The organism is Kribbella sp. NPDC004875, from assembly GCF_042873375.1.
In the GTDB taxonomy this organism is placed as follows: domain Bacteria; phylum Actinomycetota; class Actinomycetes; order Propionibacteriales; family Kribbellaceae; genus Kribbella.
The window spans coordinates 219,725-243,961 of the sequence record NZ_JBIALI010000006.1 but is presented as its reverse complement, the minus strand read 5'-3'; the positions used below and the strand labels follow the sequence as shown (position 1 = coordinate 243,961).

The 24,237-nt window shown below is 68.7% G+C and carries 17 protein-coding genes and 1 pseudogene; 9 read left to right on the top strand and 9 right to left on the bottom strand.

From position 1 onward, the window contains the following. Positions 1–17 precede the first annotated feature (17 nt). Together ACFYRH_RS31615 and ACFYRH_RS31610 are read right to left on the bottom strand one after the other, a co-directional pair. Positions 18–569, bottom strand: a complete 552-nt coding sequence (locus tag ACFYRH_RS31615) for a hypothetical protein (protein ID WP_387782976.1) — start codon at positions 567–569, stop codon at positions 18–20. Further along, the gene (locus ACFYRH_RS31610; protein ID WP_387782974.1) at positions 569–1,477 is read right to left on the bottom strand and encodes an FAD:protein FMN transferase; all 909 of its coding nucleotides are present in this window, start codon (positions 1,475–1,477) and stop codon (positions 569–571) included. The genes ACFYRH_RS31615 and ACFYRH_RS31610 overlap by 1 nt, the downstream gene beginning before the upstream one ends. A 33-nt stretch (positions 1,478–1,510) precedes the next feature. On the opposite strand from ACFYRH_RS31610, the gene ACFYRH_RS31605 reads away from it, so the two are divergent. Then, positions 1,511–1,768 (top strand): hypothetical protein, encoded by a 258-nt coding sequence (locus tag ACFYRH_RS31605; RefSeq protein ID WP_387782972.1) that lies wholly within the window; start codon positions 1,511–1,513, stop codon positions 1,766–1,768. 118 nt (positions 1,769–1,886) lie between these two features. Here the strand turns inward: ACFYRH_RS31605 and ACFYRH_RS31600 are convergent, their stop codons facing one another. The 4 genes from ACFYRH_RS31600 to ACFYRH_RS31585 form a co-directional block, all read right to left on the bottom strand. After that, positions 1,887–2,378 (bottom strand): MarR family winged helix-turn-helix transcriptional regulator, encoded by a 492-nt coding sequence (locus tag ACFYRH_RS31600; protein WP_387782970.1) that lies wholly within the window; start codon positions 2,376–2,378, stop codon positions 1,887–1,889. Positions 2,379–2,576: 198 nt separating this feature from the next. After that, positions 2,577–2,876, bottom strand: coding sequence for a hypothetical protein (locus ACFYRH_RS31595; protein WP_387782968.1), 300 nt, complete (start codon positions 2,874–2,876; stop codon positions 2,577–2,579). 342 nt (positions 2,877–3,218) lie between these two features. After that, a complete protein-coding gene (locus ACFYRH_RS31590) occupies positions 3,219–3,560 on the bottom strand; it encodes an immunity 8 family protein (protein ID WP_387782966.1) in 342 nt (113 codons plus the stop codon). A gap of 8 nt (positions 3,561–3,568) precedes the next feature. Next, positions 3,569–3,916, bottom strand: coding sequence for a hypothetical protein (locus tag ACFYRH_RS31585; RefSeq protein WP_387782964.1), 348 nt, complete (start codon positions 3,914–3,916; stop codon positions 3,569–3,571). Between the two features lie 539 nt (positions 3,917–4,455). Between ACFYRH_RS31585 and ACFYRH_RS31580 the strand changes: the two are divergent. Together ACFYRH_RS31580 and ACFYRH_RS31575 are read left to right on the top strand one after the other, a co-directional pair. Further along, positions 4,456–4,971: pseudogene (locus ACFYRH_RS31580) on the top strand (DUF308 domain-containing protein); the annotation flags it as partial. A 24-nt stretch (positions 4,972–4,995) separates the two neighbouring features. Continuing rightward, positions 4,996–6,240, top strand: coding sequence for a lipase family protein (locus ACFYRH_RS31575; protein WP_387783952.1), 1,245 nt, complete (start codon positions 4,996–4,998; stop codon positions 6,238–6,240). Positions 6,241–6,253: 13 nt separating this feature from the next. Here ACFYRH_RS31575 and ACFYRH_RS31570 read toward each other — a convergent pair whose 3' ends face one another. After that, positions 6,254–7,201, bottom strand: coding sequence for a hypothetical protein (locus ACFYRH_RS31570; RefSeq protein WP_387782962.1), 948 nt, complete (start codon positions 7,199–7,201; stop codon positions 6,254–6,256). Then, on the bottom strand, positions 7,198–11,922 hold the full coding sequence (locus tag ACFYRH_RS31565; protein ID WP_387782960.1) for a hypothetical protein: 4,725 nt from the start codon (positions 11,920–11,922) through the stop codon (positions 7,198–7,200). The genes ACFYRH_RS31570 and ACFYRH_RS31565 overlap by 4 nt, the downstream gene beginning before the upstream one ends. A 177-nt stretch (positions 11,923–12,099) precedes the next feature. On the opposite strand from ACFYRH_RS31565, the gene ACFYRH_RS31560 reads away from it, so the two are divergent. The 6 genes from ACFYRH_RS31560 (at position 12,100) to ACFYRH_RS31535 (ending at position 21,904) form a co-directional block, all read left to right on the top strand. Further along, positions 12,100–14,445, top strand: a complete 2,346-nt coding sequence (locus tag ACFYRH_RS31560; protein ID WP_387782958.1) for a LuxR C-terminal-related transcriptional regulator — start codon at positions 12,100–12,102, stop codon at positions 14,443–14,445. 121 nt (positions 14,446–14,566) lie between these two features. Then, positions 14,567–16,006, top strand: coding sequence for a cytochrome ubiquinol oxidase subunit I (locus ACFYRH_RS31555; RefSeq protein ID WP_387782956.1), 1,440 nt, complete (start codon positions 14,567–14,569; stop codon positions 16,004–16,006). Continuing rightward, complete coding sequence (locus tag ACFYRH_RS31550) at positions 16,003–17,046, top strand: cytochrome d ubiquinol oxidase subunit II (RefSeq protein ID WP_387782954.1); 1,044 nt, start codon at positions 16,003–16,005, stop codon at positions 17,044–17,046. The genes ACFYRH_RS31555 and ACFYRH_RS31550 overlap by 4 nt, the downstream gene beginning before the upstream one ends. Before the next feature lie 94 nt (positions 17,047–17,140). Continuing rightward, positions 17,141–19,000, top strand: a complete 1,860-nt coding sequence (locus ACFYRH_RS31545; RefSeq protein ID WP_387782952.1) for a glycoside hydrolase family 15 protein — start codon at positions 17,141–17,143, stop codon at positions 18,998–19,000. Further along, positions 18,997–20,340, top strand: a complete 1,344-nt coding sequence (locus tag ACFYRH_RS31540; protein ID WP_387782950.1) for an NAD(P)/FAD-dependent oxidoreductase — start codon at positions 18,997–18,999, stop codon at positions 20,338–20,340. The genes ACFYRH_RS31545 and ACFYRH_RS31540 overlap by 4 nt, the downstream gene beginning before the upstream one ends. 10 nt (positions 20,341–20,350) lie before the next feature. Then, positions 20,351–21,904 carry a GMC family oxidoreductase gene (locus ACFYRH_RS31535; protein WP_387782948.1) on the top strand — a complete coding sequence of 518 codons (1,554 nt, stop codon included), beginning with the start codon at positions 20,351–20,353 and terminating at the stop codon, positions 21,902–21,904. Positions 21,905–21,917: 13 nt separating this feature from the next. Here ACFYRH_RS31535 and ACFYRH_RS31530 read toward each other — a convergent pair whose 3' ends face one another. Beyond that, positions 21,918–24,044: a LuxR C-terminal-related transcriptional regulator gene (locus ACFYRH_RS31530; RefSeq protein ID WP_387782946.1), complete on the bottom strand. Its 2,127-nt coding sequence runs from the start codon at positions 24,042–24,044 to the stop codon at positions 21,918–21,920. Positions 24,045–24,237: the final 193 nt, after the last annotated feature.

Genomic DNA, 24,237 nt, shown 5'->3' with positions numbered 1-24,237 from the left:
TGTCTCTTCCACCGTGATCATTGGGTTCTCCAGCCGCGGGTGAGTTTGGGGGTTGCGTTGAGCCGGTAAGCAGCCGCAGTGGCAACGGCAGTCAGACACCCGAGCGTGATCGCGACCATCCACGGGGTACCGCGATCGGTGCCGGCCAGCAGCGCGTGCCCGATGGACAGGAGCCATCCGACCGACGCGGCGATGTGCAGCTTGCGCCAGTACTTCGTGAACCTCGCGGAGACCGCCAGCCGGCCGCGCGACGCTCCGACGAGGGACGCCAGCACCAGGCTGTAGAGAGCGAGCACACCGACGACCATCGCGAACGGCCGGTAGCCGGACGCGAACGGCCACACCAGAACGAGCGGACTGATGCTCACGTAGCTGTCGGCGATGACTGCGATGATGTGGGTCGCCAGCAGAACCAGTCCGGTCACGGCGGCCGAGCGGTGCACGTACTGCAGCCCGAACCGAGTCGCCGGCCGCCGGATGCTCGGCATCACGATCCCGAGGACGGCCGACAGCGTGAACATGACCATCGTGACCACGCCGGCCGCGCGAGCGAGGTACCAGATCGTCATCAGGCCGCCCTGCTCGCTGCGGGCCAGCCCGACAACTCGGTAACCTCGCCGTCCGTGCCGATCAGGCGGGCGGGGTGGCCGGCCAACTTGAGCCGACCGAGCGAGGCCTCCCCGGTGGCGACCAGCGCAGTACTGAAGGTGTTCGCCCGTACGGCGGTCGGCGCCCAGACGGAGGCCGTCCGGTACGGGCCTGCGGCGGGCTGACCGGTGCGCGGATCGATCACGTGGTGGCCGTAGCCCGTCGGGGTCTGCCAGCGCCGTACCGTGCGGGTCGACGTGGTGAGGCCGCCGTGCGCCAGGGTGACGAGGACACCGGGATCACCGGCCCGCTCGGCGACCGTGATCACCCACGGCTCCTTCGGTGCGCCCGCCGCGCGGAGGTCACCGCCGATCTCGACCAGGACAGCGCAGCCGTACCGCTTGGCGAGCATGTTCGCGGCGCGGTCCGCGGTCCACGCCTTCGCGGTCGCACCGAGATCGAGCGCGCAGTCCTCGGGTACGCCGAGCAGCGCGAGCTTGCGGTTGAGGCGGACCTCCTGCCAGCCCGCGACCGGTTTCGGATCGAGCGGGGCCTGCGGGAAGCGTCGCCGTACCGTCTCGATGTCCGCGTCGTACCCCGCGGCGACCACCGCCGGGCCGACGGTCGGGTCGACGGCGCCGCCGCTCATCTGGGCCGCGACCAGACTGACGTCGACGAGATCGACGAGCAGCCTCGACACCGGTACGAGGGCACCGGCGCGGGTGTTCACGACCGACAGCTCGGAGTCGGGGCGGAAGCGGCTGGCGGCCTTGTCGACCCGGTCCATCAGCACCTTGAGCTCACCGCACGCCGCCCCGAGTACGGCTGGGTCGTCGACGGTCAGGCGGACCGTGCAGCTCCACGCGGTCCACGTCCGCGAGACGCTCATGACCCGTTGCTCCCGCCCTGTGAGGTGGAGCCGGTGCTCGCCGATCCGAGACCGCTGCCATTGTCGCTGGAGCTGGAACCGGAACTCGAGTTGCGGTTACTGTCGTCGCCGGAGCTGTTCGAGGTGGCCGTCGTACCGGTGCTGCCGCCCGAGTGCTTGGCCGAGACGACCGCGACCGAGATCCCGGTCGCGCCGACGCCGAGCACGGCTGTGGCGATCGCGGCCGCGGAGGCCCGGTGCAGCCAGCGCCTGGGGGTGGAGTGGGAATCATCTGTGGTGACCATGCCGTAAGCCTCGTTCGAGGCCCGTCAGCCGCACTCCAAGAGAAGATCAAGCCACCGTCAAGTTCTGCTGAGAGGTTCGTGAGAGCGGTCCTCAGGCCGCTCCCCTGCTCAGGCTCCACCCCTGCTCACGCCGTGCCGCGGACCTCCGGCGGGCAGTCCGTCGCGCAGTGCTTGCCGATCGTCGCGACGATCTCGTCGGACACCTCGCCGAGCACCCCGAGCCGCTCCGGCCCGAACACGTCCACGAAGAACTCCCGGACCCGGGCCGCGTGCGCCGGCGCGCACTCCTTGATCGCGGCCAGTCCCTCCTCGGTGATCACGATCTCCGGGTAGCGCGCGTCGCAGGCCTCCTTGCGGATCAGCCCGCGCTTCTCCATCCGGGTCAGGTGGTGCGAGAGCCGGCTCTTCTCCCACTGCGTGGACCGGCCGAGCTCGAACGCGCGCATCCGGCCGGACTCCGACTCGGACAGGTTGACCAGGATCTCGAAGTCCGACCCGGACAGGCCGAACTCCCGCTGCAGATGCCGCTCCAGGTGCGTCTCCAGCGTCCGTTTCATCAGCAGGTAGCTCCGCCACGCCTGCTGCTCACCCTCATCGAGCCACGGTCCTTTGCTCACGCCACCCATCGTACCCGCCGGGGTTGACACATCAACTCAAGCTTCCGAGGAGTTTTCTGCGTAGCTATCGCGCCGGCCGGCCCCCCAACACACAGTGACCCTCGGCGGTCATCTCGAAGCACCTGAGTACTTCACCGATGGTCCAATGCGCCGGATTCCTCGCCGCACGCTCAATCGCTCCAGGCAACCCATGTCCGATTATCTTACGACCGTCAATCCGACCGCTCGCATTAGTTCAGCAAGCCACACCAGGCCATACGACGTGACGCTGGCCGGATCCGAAGCGATTGCATCGATTCGCTCCAAACATTCACTCAACTGCCCGATAGTGAGATCCGACGGCTCATGAATGACGTCGTACAACTGCTCCGTAGGAATCGCCCAGTAGTAATCCTTATCGACCGATACCACTTCACCTTCCAACTCCCGAGCATGCGCGAGCAATACTTGCGCAACCGATTCCAACACAGCGATCGGAATTTGTATCTGATCGTTCACGGCCCTCCGGTGATCTTGTTGATTTGATCTTGGAACGTGCGAATCTCCTGCTCAAGGTGGCGAATCCGGCCGTTGATGATATTTTGCCGAATCTCCTCGGACGGAGCTCACGCCAGCAAGCCTTGATTGTCGAATGCGTCCGGATTCGTTCGATATGCATCCAGTTTCTCTGTGTGCGCGTCAATTTGCTTCTGAAGGGAGCGAACCGAACCTCGCCCTCCAGTCCTTCGAGACCTGGCTCAACAACCACCGCGACGCCCTCAACGCCTAAACGAAACCAGCCATCACCCGGTGGGCCTGAGACCCTCACCCCAGGCCACCACGCCAGCCAATTGCCGGCGTTCACGGCTGATAGTCCTCGAACTCCCAATAACCGATCCGCGCGAGCTTCCCAGCCACGCCACGCCACGTCGGAGCCTCAACCTCCTCGAACCGACGGCGAAGGAACGCCACCACCCGGGGCAGATCCATCTCTTCAACAATCAAGTGATGCCGCCCTACCTGCGGACCCTTCTCACGAATGACCCGCTGAAGCCACGCAGGCGTGCAAACAAGCACGTCGAACGACTCTTCACCGGCACCATCCGCAGGCCCGACAATCAACCGAATCCAGACCGCATCATCCCGAGGATCAGCGGAGACATAAGTCTCCACATCAACATCCGAGCTGTACGCGGACCGCACCGACGCTCTCAGGACAGATCCTCTACGCCGACGCCTATCTGTTTCACGAGTACCAAGGGATAGAGCTCCGTTTCAACGATGTCGCGCACTGAAGCCACGATGTTGTCAATGCCAGGCTCACGAAGAATCACCAGGCCGGGAGTAGCGAAATACCGACCTGCGGCACTCTCGCCGGACACTATTTCAACGGCCCATCGCACCTGCAACTGATCGACCGTAAGAAACGTCGCCCCCCAGGTCCCTTTCCCGAAGACCGTGACCCAGCCGTCCGTGTCACAGACGTCCTCGGGCCGCTCCTCGTCTTCGACGACGAGGGTGAATTCAAAAGCGGGCTCACGGATTGTAAGCATCGTCACCGACTTCCTAACTGGCTCACCGTTCGAAGGCTTGGCAACTCAACGGACGCCCCAGGTTAGAACATGTGCCCGACGAACGACCGCGGTGATTCCGTGAGTCAATGACAGAGGCGTGCGGGCGAGGCAGATCAACTACTACGACGATCGAGGCGACGTCACAAGCCGGCGTACGTGACACGAAGGAGTGGAAGTTTGTTTGATATCCAAGGAGGCGCCTATGGAGCCACTGATTGAAGCCGCGCAGCAAAAGCCCATCGGCGCCCTTGTCGACCCCGTCGACGAAGGCAACCAATGTGGCGAAATTCGTCGACTGGCGGCCGGATGGGCCCGTGGTTCCATCGTAGACCCTTGGTTCGATAGGAGTTGGCGTCCCAGCCGTAGTCGGTGGTCGTTGTTCCCTTCGCCCAGGCTCGAACCCTCGGCTGCGTATTGGCAGCCTCGCGAGAGGGCGGCGTACATGCTGAACGACCCATCGAGTTTGAACAATTTCGGCGGGTTCCCCTCAGATGACGTGGCGGTGGCGGTGAAGGTGTGGGGTGATGCGGGTGGGGGGTCGGTACGGTGAGGGGATGGGAGCTGCCGGGGCGTCGGGGTGGGGTTGGGCTCGGTGGGTGCGGTTGGTGGTTGGGGGGCTGTTGGTGGGGCTTGGGGGCTTGTTGGTGTTCAAGCCGTTTGCTTCGCTTGCGGTGCTGATCGTGGTTCTTGTTGCTTCGTTGGTTGTGGCTGGGGTTGGCGAGCTGTTGCGCCGGCATGCGGGTGTGTGGGGGTGGGTGCCTGGTACGGCGTACCTCGGGGCTGCGGTGGTGGTGCTGGTGTGGCCGGGGGCAACGATCGGTGTTGTTGCGGTGGCGGTTGCGGTGGCGTTGCTGGTTGGAGGCGTGGCTGAGCTGGTTGCCGGCCGGCGCGTGCGGGGTGCGGCTCGGGTCAATGCGGTGGTTGGCGGGGCGGCCTCGGTGCTGTTTGGTTTGCTGGCGCTTGCGTGGCCGGATGTCACCGTGTTGGTGATCGCCGTTGTGTTTGGTGCGCGTGTGCTGATCGCCGGAGTTCGGCAATTGGTTGCCTTCGTCAAGGGTGACGACGTGCCTCTCGTACGGCGCCGCTCGGCGACCGCCCGTCCCGCAGGCGGCCGGTTGACCGGTACGGTGCTCGGCGCTCTCGTGGCGGTGGTACTTGTTGCGACCAGCCTCGTTTTGCAGAGCAGCGTTCCCAGACCTGACGCGTTCTACGACGCACCTGATTCCGTCCCGGCCCAGCCAGGCCAGTTGCTGCGCAGCGAGCCGTACACGAATGCGGGCGTCCTCGCCGGCGCCAAGGCCTGGCGCATCCTCTACACCACGACACGTGACGAGGGGCAGCCCGCATTGGCCAGCGGACTGGTCATCGCACCTGCCAACGCCACAGGAAAGAGCGCGAGCGCGACGCCGAGCAAGGTGATCGCCTGGGCGCACGGCACCACCGGGTTCGCGACCGGCTGCGCTCCGTCGATCCTGCCGGCGGGGCTGTCGTCCGGCGCGATGATGATCCAGGACAAGGTCGTCGCCGAGGGCTGGACCATGGTGGCCACCGACTACGTCGGACTCGGCACCGATGGGCCGCACTCGTACCTGATCGGCCAGGGCGAAGGCCGCTCCGTCCTCGACGCCATCCGCGCCGCCCACCAGCTCCAGGACGTCGAGCTCGCCGCCGACACCGTCATCTGGGGCCACTCCCAAGGCGGACACGCCGCGCTGTGGGCCGGCATTCTCGCGCCCCGCTACGCCCCCGAACTCACCATCGACGGCGTCGCCGCGCTCGCGCCCGCAAGCAACCTGCCGGGCCTGATCACCAACCTCGGCAAGGTCACCGGCGGCGCGCTGTTCGCCAGCTTCGTCGTGGCCGCGTACGCCGCTACCTACCCAGACGTCACCACCAACGACTACATCCGGCCCGGTGCTCGCATTCTCACTCGCGAGATGGGTGACCGGTGCCTGTCCGGCAAGAGCTCCCTGGTGTCCTTGCTGACGACACTGTCGCTGGACAAGCCCATCTGGTCCGGGAATCCCGGTACGGGCGCCTTCGGGCAACGCCTGCGCGACAACGTCCCGTCCGGCCCGATCAAGGCTCCGGTCTTCATCGGCCAAGGCGCCGCCGACACCCTCATCCTCCCGGCAACCCAGGCCGAGTACGTCGACGCACGCTGCGCCGCTGGGTACCCCGTCGACTACCGCACCTACGAGGGCCGTGACCACGTGCCGCTCGTCGAACCGGACTCCCCCGCCGTCCGCGACCTGCTCACCTGGACCACCGATCGCTTCGGCAACAAGCCCACCAAGAACACCTGCTGAGTACGACGTCGGCTCAGGTCGGCTCGAGGTGGCGGAGGGTGGATTCGAGGTTGAGGGAGAGCCAAGCCGACAGCTGTGGGTGGGTCGGGTGTTCCCAGAGACCGTAGGGGCCGCGGAGGGATTCGAGGTGGGTTGCCAGGGTTTCCACCAGGGGATCTTGGGTGTTGAAGCCGCAGCTGGAGGCCAGCTCCAGCAGGAAGGCTGGGTCGGTGGTCGCGTAGAAGGTGACTTGGCCCATCGCCGGTTCCAAGCCGAGTAGGCGGGAGATCTCCCAGCCGACAGTCGACGTGTCCCGGGATTCGCGGGCCAGCAGGTGCGAGACGCCGGTTCGGGCGGCCTCGGAGTGGCAGCGGTCGGGATGTAGCGCAAGACAGGCCGCGGCGCCGGTTGTTGCCGAGCGGCAACCGAGACCCTGGGGCAGCCGGCGGTACGCCTTCTCCGGTGGTGCGGGGTGACCGGCCAGGCCGAGGTCGGCCTTTGGACCGGAAGGCCAGGATCCGTCGACGAGCCGGACCGCCAGGAGCCACTCATAGGCCCGCTCGGCGCGCGGGTCCGTGGCGAAGCCGGCAGCGGCGATCCCCCGCAGCGGTACGACGGTTTGCATCGTCACGAAACGCGGACCGTCGCTCGATCCGGGGTCTGAACCGGCGCGGAGGCTCGGCGGTGGTGACCAGGAGCCGTTGGGTTGCTGGAGGCTGAAGAGGTGCTCGACGGCGGTCGCAGCGGCAGGGCCGCGATAGCCGAGGTGGGCCAGTCGGCAGAGTAAGTAGGCGGCGGTCGAAGGCTGATCCGCGGCCGCCGCCAACTCCGCGGTCAGCCCCTCGATCTCAGTACTGCGATCGATCTCAGCACGCCACGCGACAACCTCGGCGTCGTTGTCGTCAGCCCCCTCCAACTCACGGGCGACACGCCATCGCAGCGAAGGCGACGGGTCGCCGAGCAACAAAGGACCAATGCTCATGACAGCACCTCGGCAAGATGCGGCGCGGTACGGGTGCCCGCCTCAGCAAGAGCCTCGGGCGAGCCCTCGAAGACGATCCGGCCACCGTCCGGTCCCGCGCCCGGGCCGAGCTCGATGAGCCAATCGCAACAAGCAAGGAAGACGGGATCGTGCTCGACGACCAGCACGCTGTTGCCATCAGCGACAAGCGTGTCCAGAGCGTTCACGAGTACTGCGACGTCGGTGGCCTGGAGACCGACGGTTGGTTCATCCAACAAATACAAGGAGCCTGCCTTCGCCGGGCGCGCGAACTCCTTGGTGAGTTTCAGCCGCTGCGCCTCGCCGCCCGACAGGCTCCAGCCCGGTTGGCGAAGGACGAGGTACCCGAGCCCGAGAGCCACGGCGGCACCACCGACCCGCCGTACGGCGTCGATGTCACCCCATTCGTCGACCAGTTCGGCGATGGTAAGGGACTCGATGTCGGGCAGAGTGCGGCCCCGGTGGAGCAGGCCGGCGATCTCGCGGCGATAGCCGGTTCCGCCACAGGCCTCGCAGGTTTGCGACACTGACGGCAGGAACGACATGTCCTGCTTCCACATCCCTTTGCCCTTGCAGGCATCACAGCCATAGGTCAGGTCCTTGACGGTGATCCCCTGTTCCCCGGCGAACTCCTTGCGCACGGCACCGATCAGCCCGAGGTACATCCCAGGTGAGGTGACCTCCGCGCGGGACTGGTCGGCGACGACAACCCGTTCCGGCGCACCGGCGATACCGTCGTGGTCGCCCGGCCGGACGCGGATCACGCCGCGGCCGGGAATGTTCGTCTTCGGCCGGGTCAGACCGAGCGCGAGGGTGTCGACGACGAGCGACGACTTGCCCGACCCGGACACCCCGCAGACGCCGACCAGCACACCGAGCGGGACCTGCACGTCGACCCCATCGAGGTTGTTCTCCCGAGCTCCGGTGATCTGCATCCACCCGGCCGGCTCCCGGCGACGATCGCGATGCGGCTCCGGAACCCGACGGTCCAGAACCGCTCGGGTCACCGACTGCGGGTGGTCGAGCGCGATCACGCGACCGCCCGCTCGTCCCGGCCCCGGGCCGATCTCGATCACGTCGTCGGCCGCGCGAATGACGATCGGGTCGTGCTCGACGGCGATGACGGTGTTCCCGGCGGACCGCAGCTCGGTCAGCGTCCGCGCCAACGCCGTCACCTCCGAGGGATGCAGGCCCCTCGACGGTTCGTCGAGCAGGACCGTCATGCCGACCAGTCCGCCGCCGACCACCGACGCCAGCTTGATCCGTTGCGCCTCGCCCGCCGACAACGTCCACGTCGACCGGTTCAGCTGGAGGTACCCCAGCCCGACGGCACGGAGGAACGCGAGCCGCTGCAGCGCGGAGGTCCGCGCGTCCGCCGCCTGTGGGTCATCCGGCACACCCATCGAGTCCAGGACCGCCTCCACCTCGGCGAGCGGACTCGCGAACAGCTCGTCCCGCGCCCGTCCGCCGACGCGGATCGACAGGTACGCCGGACGCAACCGCCGGCCACCACACTCGCGACAGGGAAACCCGATCGAGACCTTGCCGCCGACGTCGTTCCGGGCCCAACTGTTCAACCCGGTCCACGACGCGTCGCCGTACAGGACGGCTGTCCGGGCCTCGTCGCTCAACTCGGCCCAGGGCGTCTGGTCGAGGTCGAACCGGTACCGCTCGGCCAGCGACCGCATCGGCGCCTCCATGCCACCGGTCGCGCGGAACCACGACAAGCTCCCGGCGAAGACACCGGCGGGAATCGGCACGTCCGGGTACACGATCAACGTGGCGAACTCGAACTCCCGCTCGACCCCGAGTCCCAGACACTGTGGACAGTTCGACACCGGGGATCCCACCAGTTGGCGCGGCTCGATCGGCACCGCGCTGGTTCCGCAGTCGCCGCACAGCCACGTCCGGTCGGGCTTCGGGGACGTCCGGCGTACGGCGTCGCGCCCGCAACCAAGACAGGTCCGAACACCGGCCCTGGCGAGGATCACGGCCAGCAGCCGGTCGAGATCGCTGGACCGGCCAACGGTCACCCGGTCGGCGTCCCACACGTAGAAGCCCGGCCCCTGCCCGTTGAAGGACAAGCCCGACGGGTCGATGCCGATCGTCGGGCCGAGGCCGGTCACCGAGTCGACCGGTGCCTCCGGTCCCTCCCGCACGGACTGCCGCTCGTACACCGACAGGCACTCGAGAAGCCGCCTGGTCGCCTCGGACTCGAGTACGTCGTGGACCAACGACGACTTGCCGGACCCCGAGACCCCGGTGACGACGGTGAACCGGCCCTTCGCGAAGTCGACGTCGACCCCCTGCAGATTGTGCGCACGAGCACCACGGACGCGTACGGCGGCGCTCGATCGCCGATCCGTGCGCGGCGCGGCGCGCGGACGCACCCGCGGCTGCTCCTCGGGCTCGGCCGGTCCGCAATGCTGCAGCCGTCCGCCGTCGGGACCGCCCGCCGGCCCGAGATCGATGCGCCAGTCGGCGGCGGCGATCACGTCCGGCTGGTGCTCGACGACGACCACCGTGCAGCCGCTGTCCGTCAGCCGATCGAGCACCGCTAGCAACCGATCGAGATCGCCAGGATGCAGACCGGTCGTCGGTTCGTCGAGGAGCAGCAACTCACCGGCCTTGGCCTTGGCCACCTCGCGGGCGAGCCGGACGCGTTGGGCCTCCCCACCGGACAGGCTCGGCGACGCTTGCCCGAGCGTCAGGTAACCGAGCCCGACCTCCTGCAAAGGCTGCAGGATGCGAGTCACCGCCGGGTGCTCGACGAAGACCGCGACGGCCTCGTCGACGCTCAGCTCCAAGACGTCGGCGATCGACCGCCCTGCCCAGGTCGCTTCAAGGACTTCCGGCCGGTAGCGCCGGCCGTCACAGGCCTCGCACGGAACCCAGATCGGCGCGACGTAACTCGTCGAGACCTGACTCAGGTTGATCGCGATCGCTCCCATCCCCTCGCAGTCCGGGCAGGCGCCTTCGGCCCGGTTGAAGGTGAAGTCCGAGGCGGAGCGGCCGGTCTCGGCCGCGAACACGTCGCGGATCCGGTCCAGCACCTTCGTGTACGTCGCCGGGTTCGAGCGCGGGTTGTTACCCAGCGGCGCCTGATCCACGGCCCGCGCCCGGATCACCGGAGCGTCGAAGGCCGCGCACCCGACCGGACCACGCTCGCGCAAGGACGCCAGCAGTACCTCGCGGCTCAGAGTGGTCTTGCCGACCCCGGACGGACCGGTGATCACCGTCAGCGCTCCGAGCGGGATCTCGCAGTCGACCGCACGCAGATTGCGCAGGCTCGCCCCCGTGATCCGGATCCGGTCCTTGGCGATCGGGCGCCGGGACCGTTGCTGCCGAACGCTGCCGGAGAAGCTGCGGCCCGACGCCGTGTCCGCGCGCCACAGGTCAGCGGGCGGGCCTTGAAACACCAGCCGTCCGCCGGCGTCGCCCCCGCCGGGACCGATCTCCACGACATCGTCGGCCATCGCGACGGCCAACGGATCGTGTTCGACCATCAGGACCGGGCCGGGCAGCGCGACGACGGCGTCGAGCAGTCGGCGCAGATCGCTGTGGTGCAAGCCGATAGTCGGTTCGTCGAGGACGTGCAGCAGGTCTTCGAGGCGACCCGACAGCACCACCGCGAGCCGGGTTCGTTGCGCTTCACCGCGCGACAACGTCGGCATCGAGCGGTCGAGGGCGACGTACCCGAGGCCGAGCTGTTCCAGCGGGCGCAGGCGTCGGAGCAGCTCGTCCTGGACGCGTCGGGCGCGCGGGCCGGTCGGGAGCTGCTCGACGAATTCGAGCGCCTCGGTCACCGATCGACCCATCAGCTCCTGGAACGTGACGCCGCCGATGCGATGCGACGAGGTGTCGTTGTCGCCGCGGAAGGCCGAGGGCGCGAGGGGCCGGACCCAGGAGCCGCATCGCGGGCAGATCGGCGCGCGCAGAACCGGCGTACCGCCGAGCAGGACTTCGGGTCGGCCGAGCGCGTCGGCCTGCTCCAGCGTGGCCCGTACTTCGGCCGCCGACTGGTCGGAGCGGAGCGTCGCGACTCGGACGACGACCTCGTGGGGCAGCGCCGGGTCGAGGCGCGGGACCCGGCTCCTCGGGGTCGCGGCCCATCGGCGACCGTCGACGGAGACCTGCGCGAACTGTCCACGGATGCCCGCGAGCAACCGGGCGTTACTGCCAGTCAGCCCTCGGACGATCGCGACCTCGACGTCGAGCTCGTCCTGCTGAGCGAGCAGGTCCAACGCGGTGGCCAGGCGTTCCTCGGCCGACAGTGCCCGGATCGGTACGTCGCAGCGCGGGCACTCCACCTCGGCGAACCGGGAGTACAGGATCCGCAGGAACGGATGCAGCCCGACCGATGTTGCCAGCGTCGAGGCCGGGTTCCGGTTCAGGACGTTCTGCGCGACCGCCACCGCCGGCCCCAGGCCGTCGATCCGCCGGACCTGCGCGGCGGGTACCCGCGCCGAGTTGCCGCCGAGCGCCAGCGACTCGACGAACCGGCGGTGCGCCTCGGCGTGCACCACGTCGAACGCCAGCGACGACTTGCCCGACCCCGACACACCGACGACGGCGGTCAGCCCCGGCCCGAACGACACGTCGACATCGCGCAGGTTGTGTTCGGCCGCGCCGTGGACGTCGAGGAACCGCCTGCTCGCGCGCCGCGGACCACGACCGGTCGCATCCGCGCCCCGGCGATCCATCCCGCCATCCTCGCAGCTGCGTGGCTCAGCACGCCGAGCTCCGCGAACAGGCCGGACCGGTTTCACCCCATCGGGGCGATGCGGGGCCCCGCGCACGAATCCAGAGTCGAAGCAAGGGGAGGTCTGTCTCGTCTGTGCGGTGGCGGACGGGCAGACGTGGCAGCGGTCGGGGGAACTATGACGGTGCACGTACGGGCGCCTGTACCAGCCTTTCACGTCGTCGACCGGACGCGATTGCTCGATCGCCTGTCGGAGGCCGTGCGCGACGCCCCGTTGACACTCGTCAGCGCACCGGCGGGCTCCGGCAAGACCGTGCTCACCGCGGCGTGGGCACGAAACTACGGACAGACGCCGGTGGCCTGGCTCTCGTCCTCCGGCGGCGAGGACACGTTCCTGACAGACGTGCAGCGCGCACTGACCGACGCCGGCGCCCGTACGGCGGACTCCGCGGCCGCGAACCTGGATCAACTGTCCGACGAACTGCTTCGGCTCGACCAGCCGGTCGTACTCGTTGTCGACGCGGCCGAGCGCGTGCAGCGTCGTACCGTCTTCGATCAGCTGGATCGTTTGCTCGACAGCAGCGGCGACCACTTGCGCGTGCTGATGACAACGCGGGTGGATCCGCCGATGCCACTGCACCGGTACCGGCTGGAAGGGACGGTGGCGGAGATCCGGCACGACGACCTCGCCTTCACGGGTGCGGAGGTCGCCGCGTTGCTCGGTGCTCACGACGTCACCGAGCCGGAGACTGCAGCGCAGGTCGTTCTCGATCGCACGGAGGGCTGGGCGGCCGGAGTACGGCTGGCTGCGCTGGCGATGCGTTCCGGTGCGCAGGCCGGCGCGCTGAATGGGTTCGCGACCGACTACCTGGTCGCAGAGGTATTCGGTGAACTCGACGAGACCGATCGGGATTTCCTCCTGCGCATCAGTCCGGTGGACGAGTTCACTCCGGACCTCGCGGCCTCGTTGTCCGATCGCTCTGACGCCAGCGCGGTACTGCAGCGGATGACCGCCGGCAACACCTTCGTCCAGCCGGTGCGCGGCCGTGCCAACTGGTATCGGATCCATCCGCTGTTCCGAGAATTTCTCCGCGCCCAGGTCATCCGGACGCTGCCGGTCGACGACCTTCATCGACGAGCAGCCGATTGGTACGCCGACCACGGCCACCTGCTCCCGGCTGTCCGCCATGCCGCTGCGGCGGGTGATTGGGAACGCGCGGCCGGCGTCGTCATCCGTTGTCTGGCGATCGCTGACCTGTTGCTGCCGACCGCGACCGGCACAGCCCTCACGGAACAGCTGACCGCCATGCCGGCTCTCGACCGAACGGATGTGCGCCTGGTCCGCGCCGCGCTGGCGTTGAACGACAACGACGTCGACACGGCCGCAAGCTGCCTCGAACGCTGCGAGATGTCTTTGCCGGCGGCAGTCCTGACCGCTGTCCTGCACGACAAGTCCGGCTCGGTCGACGAAACACTGCGAGCGGCTCACAACGCCCAAGACTTCCTCCCCGCGAGCGGCTCCGATCTCCTGGTGGCCTTGGTGCTTGCTGCGGAGGGTACGGCGTACCTGCGCCGAGGTGACCTGGACAGCGCGTGCGCGGTGCTCGGTGACGCAGTCCGGCTCGCGGCGTACGAATGTGAGGATCTGCGGCTGCGCTGTGTCGCGACACTCGCCCTCGCCGAAGCGTGTCGCGGTCATCTGTCCCGCGGCGAGGGTCTGGCCGAGATGGCCGAGCGGATCGCCTCTGATTCGCATCGGCTCGCGGCGGCCCATCTGGCGCGCGCGTGGGTCGCGCTGGAGCGACAGGACCTGCACCGCGCGCAACACAGTCTCACCCGCGCGCGCAACCTGAGAGAGACCCAGGACGACGTACTGATGGGCTCGGTGTCGACGTTGCTGCGTGCACGGCTGATGCGGGATCGCGGTGACACCGCGGGTGCCCGCTCAGCGCTGCGGACCCCGGAGCCACGCGCCGGTTGGCTGCGCGAGTACGTCGACGCCGAAGCCGCCGGTGTCGGGCTCGACCTGCGCGACCGGGGCGAGGCGGACCAGGTGGATCGGCAGACGGTGACCACAGCACAGCGCGTGCAGGAGCTGCTCGACCACGCGCACAGCCAGTGGCTCGACGGTGACGTTCGCGGCGGCCGCGCCGAGATCGCGAAGGCGTTGTCACTTGCGCGCGGCGAGCGGATCCGGCGGCCGTTCACCCACTTGCCGGCGCGGATCCGGGCGGTCATCCGCAACGACCTCTCGCTGCGATCTCTCGCTCTCTGGCTGCGTCCGGACCAGACCACGCCGACGTCCTGGGCGCGGGACCCGTCTCCGATCGTCGAGGAGCTGTCCGAGCGCGAACTCGAGGTCCTCCGCCGGCTCTCGACGCTCCGCAGTACCGACGAGATCGCTGCCGAGCTGTTCATCTCGGTGAACACCGTGAAGACGCATGTCCGCAAGATCCTCCGCAAGCTGTCGGTGTCCAGCCGGAACGAGGCGGTCCGCCGCGCCTGGGACCTGCATCTGATCTGACGAATCATTCCCACCGGATGATCACGCGCGGGTTCGGCGCCGAAAGACTCGAAGGGCGCCGAGCCGGGGACCGGCCCCGGGCGCGCCTGGGAGGCCAGTGAGAGGCCGGTGGGAGGCCAGGATGATCGCGAGCGGCACTGTCACTGCCCTGGTGGCCGAGGCGGTGAACCCGGTCCCGTGGGCGCGGGCCCAGATGGCGTTCACGCTCGCGTTCCACATCGTCCTGGTGCCGCTCGGTGTCTCCTGGGCGTTCATGACCCTGATCGCCAACTACCGGGCGATCAAGCACGACGACCACGACGCACTGGTGCTCGCGCAGCGGTGGTCGAAGTACATGGCCGTCACGTTCGCCGTCGGCGCGGTGACCGGGACGGTGCTGAGCTTCGAGTTCGGTCTGCTCTGGCCGCGGTTCATGGGCGTGTACGGCGACGCGTTCGGGATCCCGTTCGCGTTCGAGGGGCTGTTCTTCTTCACCGAGGCGATCTTCGTCGCGATCTACCTGTTCGGCTGGCGCCGGCTGAAACCGTGGACGCACTTCTGGACCGGCGTACCGATCGTGGTCGCCGGTGTCTTCGGCGCGATCTCGGTGGTCGCCGCGAACGCCTGGATGAACGCACCGGGCGGCTTCACGATGAACGCGAACGGCGAGATCACCAAGGTCGAACCGCTCGAGGTGATCTTCAACAAGGCGATGCCGCTGCAGGCCGCGCACATGGTGATCGCGGCGTACCTCGTCGGCGGGTTCCTGGTGGCGTCGGTGTACGCGACCGGGATGCTCCGCGGGCGGCACGACCGGTACCACCGGATCGCGTTCACGATCGCGTTCACGGTCGCCGCCGTGATGACCCCGATCCAGATGGGCGTCGGCGACACGCTGGCCCGGTGGGTGTACGACAACCAGCCGGAGAAGTTCGCCGCGATCGAACTCGTGCCGACCACGAAGTCCGACGTACCGGAGACACTGCTGGGCAAGCTCAACGCGGACGGCACGATCTCCGGCGGCATCCCGATCCCTGGGCTCGCGTCCTGGCTGTCCGATCCGTCGACCGGTAAGTCGACGGTCGTCCAGGGCCTGAACTCCGAGGCGCTCGCCGACCGCCCGACGATCCGGGAGACGAACACCGTCCACCTCGCCTGGGACATCATGGTCGGGCTCGCGTCGGCGCTGTTCCTGCTGTCGGTCTGGTACGGCCTGACCTGGCTCTTCCGGCGCCACCTGCCCAAGAGCCGGGCGTTCCTCTGGCTCGCCGCGTGCGCCGGTGTGCTGGCGGTGATCACGATGGAAGCCGGCTGGGTGGTCACCGAGGTCGGCCGGCAGCCGTGGATCGTCTACAACCAGATGAGGGTGGAGGAAGCGGCCACCGCGAACACCGGGGTCTGGATCACCTTCATCTGCGTCTTCGCGCTGTACACCGCCCTCGGCGTGACGACGATCCTGGTACTGCGGGGCATGAGCAAACGCTTCCGCCGCTCGGGCGGGTTCATCGAGGGCGACGCGCCGTACGGCCCCGCCGACGAGGGGGCGGCGAAGCCGGAACCGGTCAAGGAAGCTGCGCCATGAGTACGGTGGTCGCGATCGTCCTGATGCTCGCGCTGGCGGCGTACGCCGTGTTCGGCGGGGCGGACTTCGGCGCCGGGTTCTGGGACCTGATCGCGGGCGGGCCGGAGCGGGGAGCGGAACCGCGGAACGTGATCGAGCGGTCGATCGGGCCGGTGTGGGAGGCGAACCATGTCTGGCTGATCTTCGTCTTCGTCGTCACCTGGACCGCGTTCCCGCCGGCGTACGAGTCGATCGTGCTGACGATGTTCGTCCCGCTGACGCTGGCCGCGCTCGGGATCGTCTTCCGCGGGGCGAGTTTCGCGTTCCGCAAGGCCGTGGTGACGTTGCGGTTCCGGCGGATCTTCGGTGCGGCGTTCGCGTTGTCGTCGGTGCTCGTGCCGTTCTGCATGGGGGCGATCGCGGGCGGGATCGCGTCGGGACACGTACCGTCGGGCGGCAAGGCCGGTGACCCGGTCGACAGTTGGCTGAACCCGACGTCCGTCGTGACCGGGGTGCTGGCGGTCGCGGTGGCGGCGTACCTGGCCGCGGTGTACCTGGTCTGGGACGCTCGGCACTTCCGCGAGTTCGCGATGGGTGAGTACTTCCGCCGGCGCGCGGTAGTGAGTGCGGTCGTCGCCGGAGTCGTCGCGATCGTCGACCTGTTCGTCCTGAATTCCAAGGCCTCGCACGTCTTCGACGGCCTGATGTCGAGAGCGCTTCCGACCGCGATCCTCAGCGTCCTCTGCGGAGCCGGCGCGCTGGTCCTGCTGATGCGGTACGCCGCCCGTGGCGCGCGCGTCCTCGCCATCCTGGCGGTGGCGCTGATCATCGTCAGCTGGGGTATCGCGCAATGGCCGTATCTCCTGCCGGTGAGCCTGAAGATCAAGGAGGCCGCGGCCCCCACCGCCACGTTGGTGGCGCTGGTGGTGGCCGTCGGGCTGGCCGTGCTGATCGTCGTACCCGGCTTCGTTCTGCTCTACGTCCTCGACCAGCGCGCGATGCTTCCGGAAGAGGGCACCGAGGACGTCGGCGACCGCCCGCTCGACGCGTCGGCCGGCTGAGCAGCGCCCCAATCATCACTGGCGGATGATCCGCCGCTCGCGGCACCCGGCCGATCGTGGGTGGAGGCCACGACTGAAACAAGGAGCCCTCGCCATGACCTCGACGTCACCGTTCCCGCCGATCGCCGACTACGCGTTCCTGTCGAACTGCCACACCGGTGCCCTGGTCGCCCCGGACGGCTCGGTCGACTGGCTCTGCCTGCCCGCGTTCGACGCGCCGAGCGTCTTCGGCAACCTGCTGGACCGCGGCGCCGGATCGTTCCGGTTCGGTCCGTACGGCATCAACCAGCCGACTGCCCGGGTGTATGTGCCGGGCACGAACGTGATGACGACGACCTGGCACACCCCGTCCGGCTGGCTGCTCGTCCATGACGCGCTGACGATGGGTCCGTCCCACGGCCCGGACACCGTCACCCCGCACACCCGCCCACCGGCCGACGACGATGCCGACCACATGCTGGTCCGGACCGTCGAATGCCTGGACGGCTCCGCCGAGATCGAACTCGTCTGCGAGCCGGCCTTCGACTACGGCCGGGTCCCGGCCGAGTGGACGGTGGTCGGTGACGATCTGCACGCCGCGGACGCGACCGGAGCCGGGCAGACGTTCCGATTGAGCACCGGCATGCTGATCGGGATCGAGGGCAGCTCGGCGCGTGCCCGGCACGTCATCACCAAGGGACAGAAGGCGTACTGCGCGCTCTCCTGGGCCGAGGGCCTCGCGTCACCGGCCGGCCTGGACGACGCCGTGGCGCGGATCGAGGCGACCATCCGGTTCTGGCGCAACTGGCTGGCCCGGGCCCGGATCCCCGACCACCGGTTCCGGCATCCGGTGGAACGCTCGGCACTGACCATCAAGGGTCTGACCTACATGCCGACCGGAGCGACGATCGCGGCGGCCACCACGTCGTTGCCGGAGACACCGGGTGGCGCCCGCAACTGGGACTACCGCTACACCTGGATCCGGGACACCACGTTCACCCTGCAGGCGCTGCACTACCTGAACCTGGACTGGGAGGCCAACGAGTTCATGCAGTTCGTTGCCGATCTGGAGCCGAACTCGGACGGCGCGCTGCAGATCATGTACGGCATCGACGGCCGCCGGGACCTGGCCGAGTCCACCCGGGACGACCTGACGGGGTACGAGGGCGCGAGTCCGGTCCGGATCGGCAACGGTGCCTACAACCAGCGGCAGAACGACGTGTTCGGCGCCGTACTCGACTCGATCCTGTTGCACACGATCCGGAGCAAGCGGCTGCCGCGCCGGTTGTGGCCGCTGGTCGAGTCGCAGGCCCAGTGCGCGATCGCGGCCTGGCACGACCCCGACCAGGGCATCTGGGAGGCCCGCGGCGCGCCCCAGCACTACGTCTCCTCGAAGCTGATGGGTTGGGTGGCCCTGGACCGCGCGGCCAGACTGGCCCGGATCCGCAACGAGGAAGACCTCGCCGAGCTCTGGGCGAAGACGGCCGAGGAGATCCGTGAGGACATCCTCGAGCACGGCGTGAGCGATCGCGGCGTCCTGCGGCAGCATTACGACACCGACGCGCTGGACGCCTCGACGCTGCTCGCCCCGCTGTTCGGCTTCCTGCCGGCCAGTGACGAACGGATGCGGGCGACCGTCGAGGCGATCGACAAGGAACTCACCGAGAACGGGTTCGTCCTGCGCTACAGGACCGACGAGACCGACGACGGCATGTCCGGCAAGGAAGGCACGTTCCTGATCTGCTCGTTCTGGCTGGTCTCGGCGCTCGCGATGATCGGCGAGGTCGACCGGGCCCGGAGCCAACTGGAGCGGTTGCTGCGGATCCAGTCGCCACTCGGCCTGTACGCCGAGGAGTACGAGGTGGACCGCGCGCGGCACCTGGGCAACTTCCCGCAGGCGTTCTCGCACCTGGCCCTGATCGGAGCGGCCGGCCGGATCATCCTCAACGATCTCCGGGAGGAGTTGTCGCTGTGACCGAGCAGAAGGACCAGGGCCCGCACGTCGTCGTCCTCGGCGGTGGGCTGGCCGGGGTTGCGTGCGCGCACACCCTCGGCGACGAAGGGGTCCGGGTCACGTTGGTCGACCGTAACGACTACCACCAGTTCCAGCCGTTGCTGTACCAGGTGGCGACGTCACAACTGCCGGCCGAGGACATCGCCCGCCCGCACAAGGCCATCTTCCGCGAGCACCCGACGGTCGAGGTCCGCACCGCCGACGTGGCGGAGATCGACGTGGACAACCTCGCCGTGACGCTGACCGGCGGCGAACGGATCAGCGGTACCCACCTGGTGATCGCGGCCGGGGCGCGACCACAGTTCTTCGGCGTACCGGGCGCGGCCGAGCACGCGTTCCCCCTGTACTCCGTCGTCGACGCGGAGCGGCTGCGGCTGCACATCCAGGACATGGTGCAGGCCGGCGCCAGGTCCGAGGACGACGACGGTGCACTGGATGTCGTCGTGGTCGGTGGCGGTCCGACCGGTGTCGAGATCACCGGAGCGATCACCGAGTTGATGGCGGCCCTCGTCGCCACCGAGAAGATTCCCAAGGCCGGCCGGATCACGCTGGTCGACCGCGGGAAGGCGGTACTGGCCCCGTTCTCCAAGAAGTCCCACAAGTACGCGCACAAACGGCTCGTCGAACAGGGAGCCGATCCGCGTCTCGGGACCGGCGTGACCGCCGTGCACTCCGACCGGGTCGAGTTCGACGACGGTACGTCGATCCGGACCCGGACCGTCATCTGGGGCGGTGGCGAGTCGGCGGCGGCGGTGGTCAAGACCGCGAAGGATCTGCCCACGGGACGTGGCGGGCGGATCGACGTACAGCCCGATCTCACCGTGGAGGGGCATCCGCACGTCTACGCGATCGGCGACGTCGCGAACATCCCGGCGAAGGACGGCCGGACGTACCCGCAGCTCGGCTCGGTCGCCCAGCAGTCGGGGGCGTGGGCAGCCGGGAACATCCTGCGCGAACTGCACGGGGACAAGGCCAAACCGTTCCACTACAAGGACAAGGGCATCATGGCGATGATCGGCCGGAACGCGGCCGTCGCCGAGGTCGGCAAGCGCCGGCATCAGATGGAGGGCCCGCTCGCCTTCGCCGCCTGGCTCGGCGTGCACGCGATGCTGCTGAGCGGCGCGCACAGCAAGACCGACGCGTTCATGTCCTGGGCCTGGGACTACTTCGACCGCGACCACGCCGCCACCGTCGAGTGGTCCGAAACACCGCAGCGGATCGCCTGGGGCGACGACTCCGCCGACGTCCCACACATCCACGTCGACCGAGGCGACTCGACCCCGTCGGCCGGCGGCAAGTAGGAGGACAGCCATGGCCGAGCAGTACGACGTCGTCATCATCGGATCGGGAGCCGGCGGCGGAACCCTCGCGCACCGGCTCGCCCCGTCGGGGAAGCGGGTGCTGATCCTGGAGCGCGGTGACTGGCTCCCCCGCGAGGCGGAGAACTGGGATGCCGAGGCGGTGTTCGTCGACAACCGCTACATCTCGAAGGACCAGTGGTTCGACGGGCACGGGAAGCCGTTCCAGCCGCAGGTGCACTACTTCGTTGGTGGCGCCACCAAGTTCTACGGCGCCGCCCTCTACCGGCTGCGGGAACGTGACTTCGGCGAGCTCAAGCACCACGGCGGTATCTCGCCGGCCTGGCCGATCCCGTACGACGTGATGGAGCCGTACTACACCCAGGCGGAGCAGCTGTACCAGGTGCACGGGTCGCGCGGTGAGGATCCGACCGACCCGCCCGCGTCCGCGCCGTACCCGTATCCACCGGTCTCGCACGAGCCGCGGATCCAGCAGCTGTTCGACGACATGGCCGCGGTTGGGCTGCATCCGTTCCACGCGCCGTGCGGCGTGATGCTGGACGAGAGCCGGCCCGCGTTCAGCAAGTGCATCCGGTGTGCGACGTGCGACGGGTTCCCGTGCCTGGTGCACGCGAAGTCCGACGCCGACGTCGTCGCGGTGCGGCCCGCGATCCAGCACGACAACGTGACACTGCTGCGCAATGCCGTCGTACGCCGTCTCGAGACCGACGCGACCGGCCGGACCGTGACCGCGGTCGTCGCCGAGGTGGACGGTGCGGAGCAACGGTTCGGTGGCGACATCGTCGTACTGTCGGCGGGGGCGGCGAACTCGGCGAAGATCCTGCTCGCGAGTGCGAACGACAGACATCCGCACGGGCTCGCGAACGGTTCGGACCAGGTCGGGCGCAACTATGTGTTCCACAACAGCCGGGCGTTCCTGGCGGTGTCGACCGAGAAGAACGACACCCGCTTCCAGAAGACGCTCGCGATGAACGACTACTACTTCGGCGACGCCGACTTCGACTACCCGATGGGCAACCTGCAGATGGTCGGCAAGTCGTCGGCGCCGATGTACCGCGGCGAGAAGCCGGTGGAGACGTTGGTCGCGCCAACCTTCGCGCTACACGACGTCGCCGAGCACGCCGTCGATTTCTGGCTGTCGGCCGAGGACCTGCCCGATCCGGACAACCGGGTGACGCTGGATGCGGACGGCAACGTCGTACTGAGCTACACCCCGAACAACACCGAGCCGATGGAACAGCTGTACAAGCGGGTGAAGAAGAACCTGAGCAAGCTGGGCATGCACCCGCACCACCTGATCCCCCGCGACATCTACATGAAGAACGACATCCCGGTCGCGGGCTGCGCACACCAGGCCGGCACCGTCCGGTTCGGGCACGACCCGGCGACGTCGGTCCTCGACTCCGACTGCAAGGCGCACGAGGTCGACAACTTGTACGTCGTCGACACCAGCTTCTTCCCGAGTATCGGTGCGGTGAACCCGGCACTGACCGCGATCGCGAACGCACTACGGGTCGGCGACCATCTGGTGCAGCGCCTCGGTTAGGGTCCTGAGGACACTAGCGGGACATGCCTGTCTCGGCCATCAGGTCGACCGCTTCCCGGCGCGAGGAGACGCCGAGCTTGCGGTAGACGGACTTCGCCTGTGACTTCACGGTGTGCGGCGAGACGTACAGCCGCTCGGCGATCTCCGGGAAGGTCAGGTGCGTCGGCAGCATCCGGACCAGCCGCAGCTCCGCGGTCGTCAGCGAGGAGAAGCCCGCCGCGGCAGCCACAGTGATCTGGTCGACGCGGGTCCGCAGCTGCCCGATCGCCGCCGGCAGGGTCCCGAGGTCGGGCCGGCGGCGCAGGATGTTCTGGGCCTGTTCGAGAACGGCGCGTGCACCGGCCGGGTCGACGAGGGCCATGTATGTCTGGGCGAGCTCGAGCAGCGTTTGCACCGACACGATCGGGAGCGCATAGGTCAGCAGGGGACGGAGTTCAGCGGCCCGGCGGACGAACTGGCGGGCCTCGCGCATCTCTCCGCGACGGGCGGCCGAATGCGCCGCGGCGGCGTACACGAGCGCGCTTGTCCAGTACGCCTCGTAGTGGCCGGTGGCGACGAGCTCCAGCGCGCGTTTGAGCAGCGCATCGGCAGCCGCGGGCTCGCCGCGTTCGGTCGCGAGCAGGGCCTGCTCGGCCAGGATCAGCGCGGCCAAGGGAGTGACCCCGAAGCCGGTCGCGACGTCGTACGCGTGGGTGAAGTCGATGTCCGCGCGCTCAAGGTCTCCGGAGACGAACCAGGACAGCGCCTGCGAATGCAGCATCGTCGCGCGGAACGGGCTGGCCGGGCTGAGCCCGTCGAGTGCCAGGATGCTGTCCGCCCGCATCGCCTCGGGGCCCTCCCTGCCGAGGTTCGCGCGCATGTACGCCAGCGTCGCGGCGACCGTGCTGCCGTCCGACAGTGTGCCGCTGACCGGCAGGCTCTCCGCGACGGCGACCCAGCGCTCGGCCTCCCGCGACCGGCCGAGCAGGGCGAAGATCAACGCCCCGTGCGCGGCGATCGCGGCGTAGTGCGGCACCCGCGGGCGGTGGTCGAGCAACTCCATCCAGCCACGCACGGTGTCGACGCGGCCGCCGGCCCAGACCGGTTGCATGAGTTCGAGGACCAGCCGGGCGACCCGTTCGGTGTCGCCTGCCGCGTCGGCGTGGTCGATGGCGGCCTCGGGCATCCCGTTCGCTTCGAACCAGTCGGCGGCGCGGATGTGCAACTCGGCCCCGAGATCCGGATCGCCGCGGCGCAGCTCGGCCTGCAGCAGCTCGCGGAGCAGATGGTGATACCGGTACCACTCACCGTGCCGGTCGAGTGGCACCACGAGCAGGTTGTGACGCTCGAGGTCCGCGAGCATCCGGGCCGAGTGCTTCCCACCGAGTACGGCGTCACACAACGGGCCGCTCATCCGGTCGAGAACCGACGTACGGATCAGGAAGTCCACCTGGTCAGGGGACAGCCGCGCCAGGACCTCGGACCGCAGGTATTCGTCGACCAGGCGGTCGTCGCCGGCGAAGCTGAAGCCGGTCGTCGGTGCACCGGACTGGATCGCCAGCGCAGCCAGATACAGACCGGCGGGCCAGCCCTCGGTACGGCGTACCAGCTCCGCGACCTCGGCCGGCGACACCTCAGCACCCGCGAGGCGCAGCAGCGCGGCAGTCTCGACATCGTTCATCGCCAGGTCACCGACGCCGACCTCGACGAGCCGGCGACCGATCCGCAGCCGGGACAGCGGGAGCGGCGCCGGATCCCGCGACGCGACGGCGAGCCGCCAGCCTGGCGGTACCCGGAACGCGAACTCGGCGATCGACGCCGCACACTCCGGACTGCTGATCTCCTCGACATGATCCAGTACGACGACCAGCGGCGACCGCAACCCCGAGATCGACTCGGCCAACCGGGGTACGGCGTCGACGCCGCCGCCCGACGCGGCGAGCAGGGCCCGCGAGCCGTCGCCGACCGGTTCGATCTGGTCGAGCGCGTCGAGGATGCCGGTCCACAGGGCGACCGGGTCGTTGTCGGAGCGCTCGCACGACACCCACGCCACCCGGGGCCCGAACCGCGCGATCCACTGTGCCGTCCACTGCGCGAGCACAGTCGTCTTGCCGTAGCCGGGTGGCGCCACGACGGCGACCACCGGCTCCGGTGATTTCATCAAGCGATCGACAAGCTCGGTCCGCGGAACCAGTCGCTCACGCGCACCCGAGATTCCGGACCCCACGCTGTGGCCCCCAGGGGTCACGGTCGGTGCGACGGGAACGGAGGTGCCACCCGAACCAGCGTCCGGCCCCTGCACACGGCCGAGGATACGCCCGCTCGTTGAACGCGCGGCGAACTCCACTCAGCCC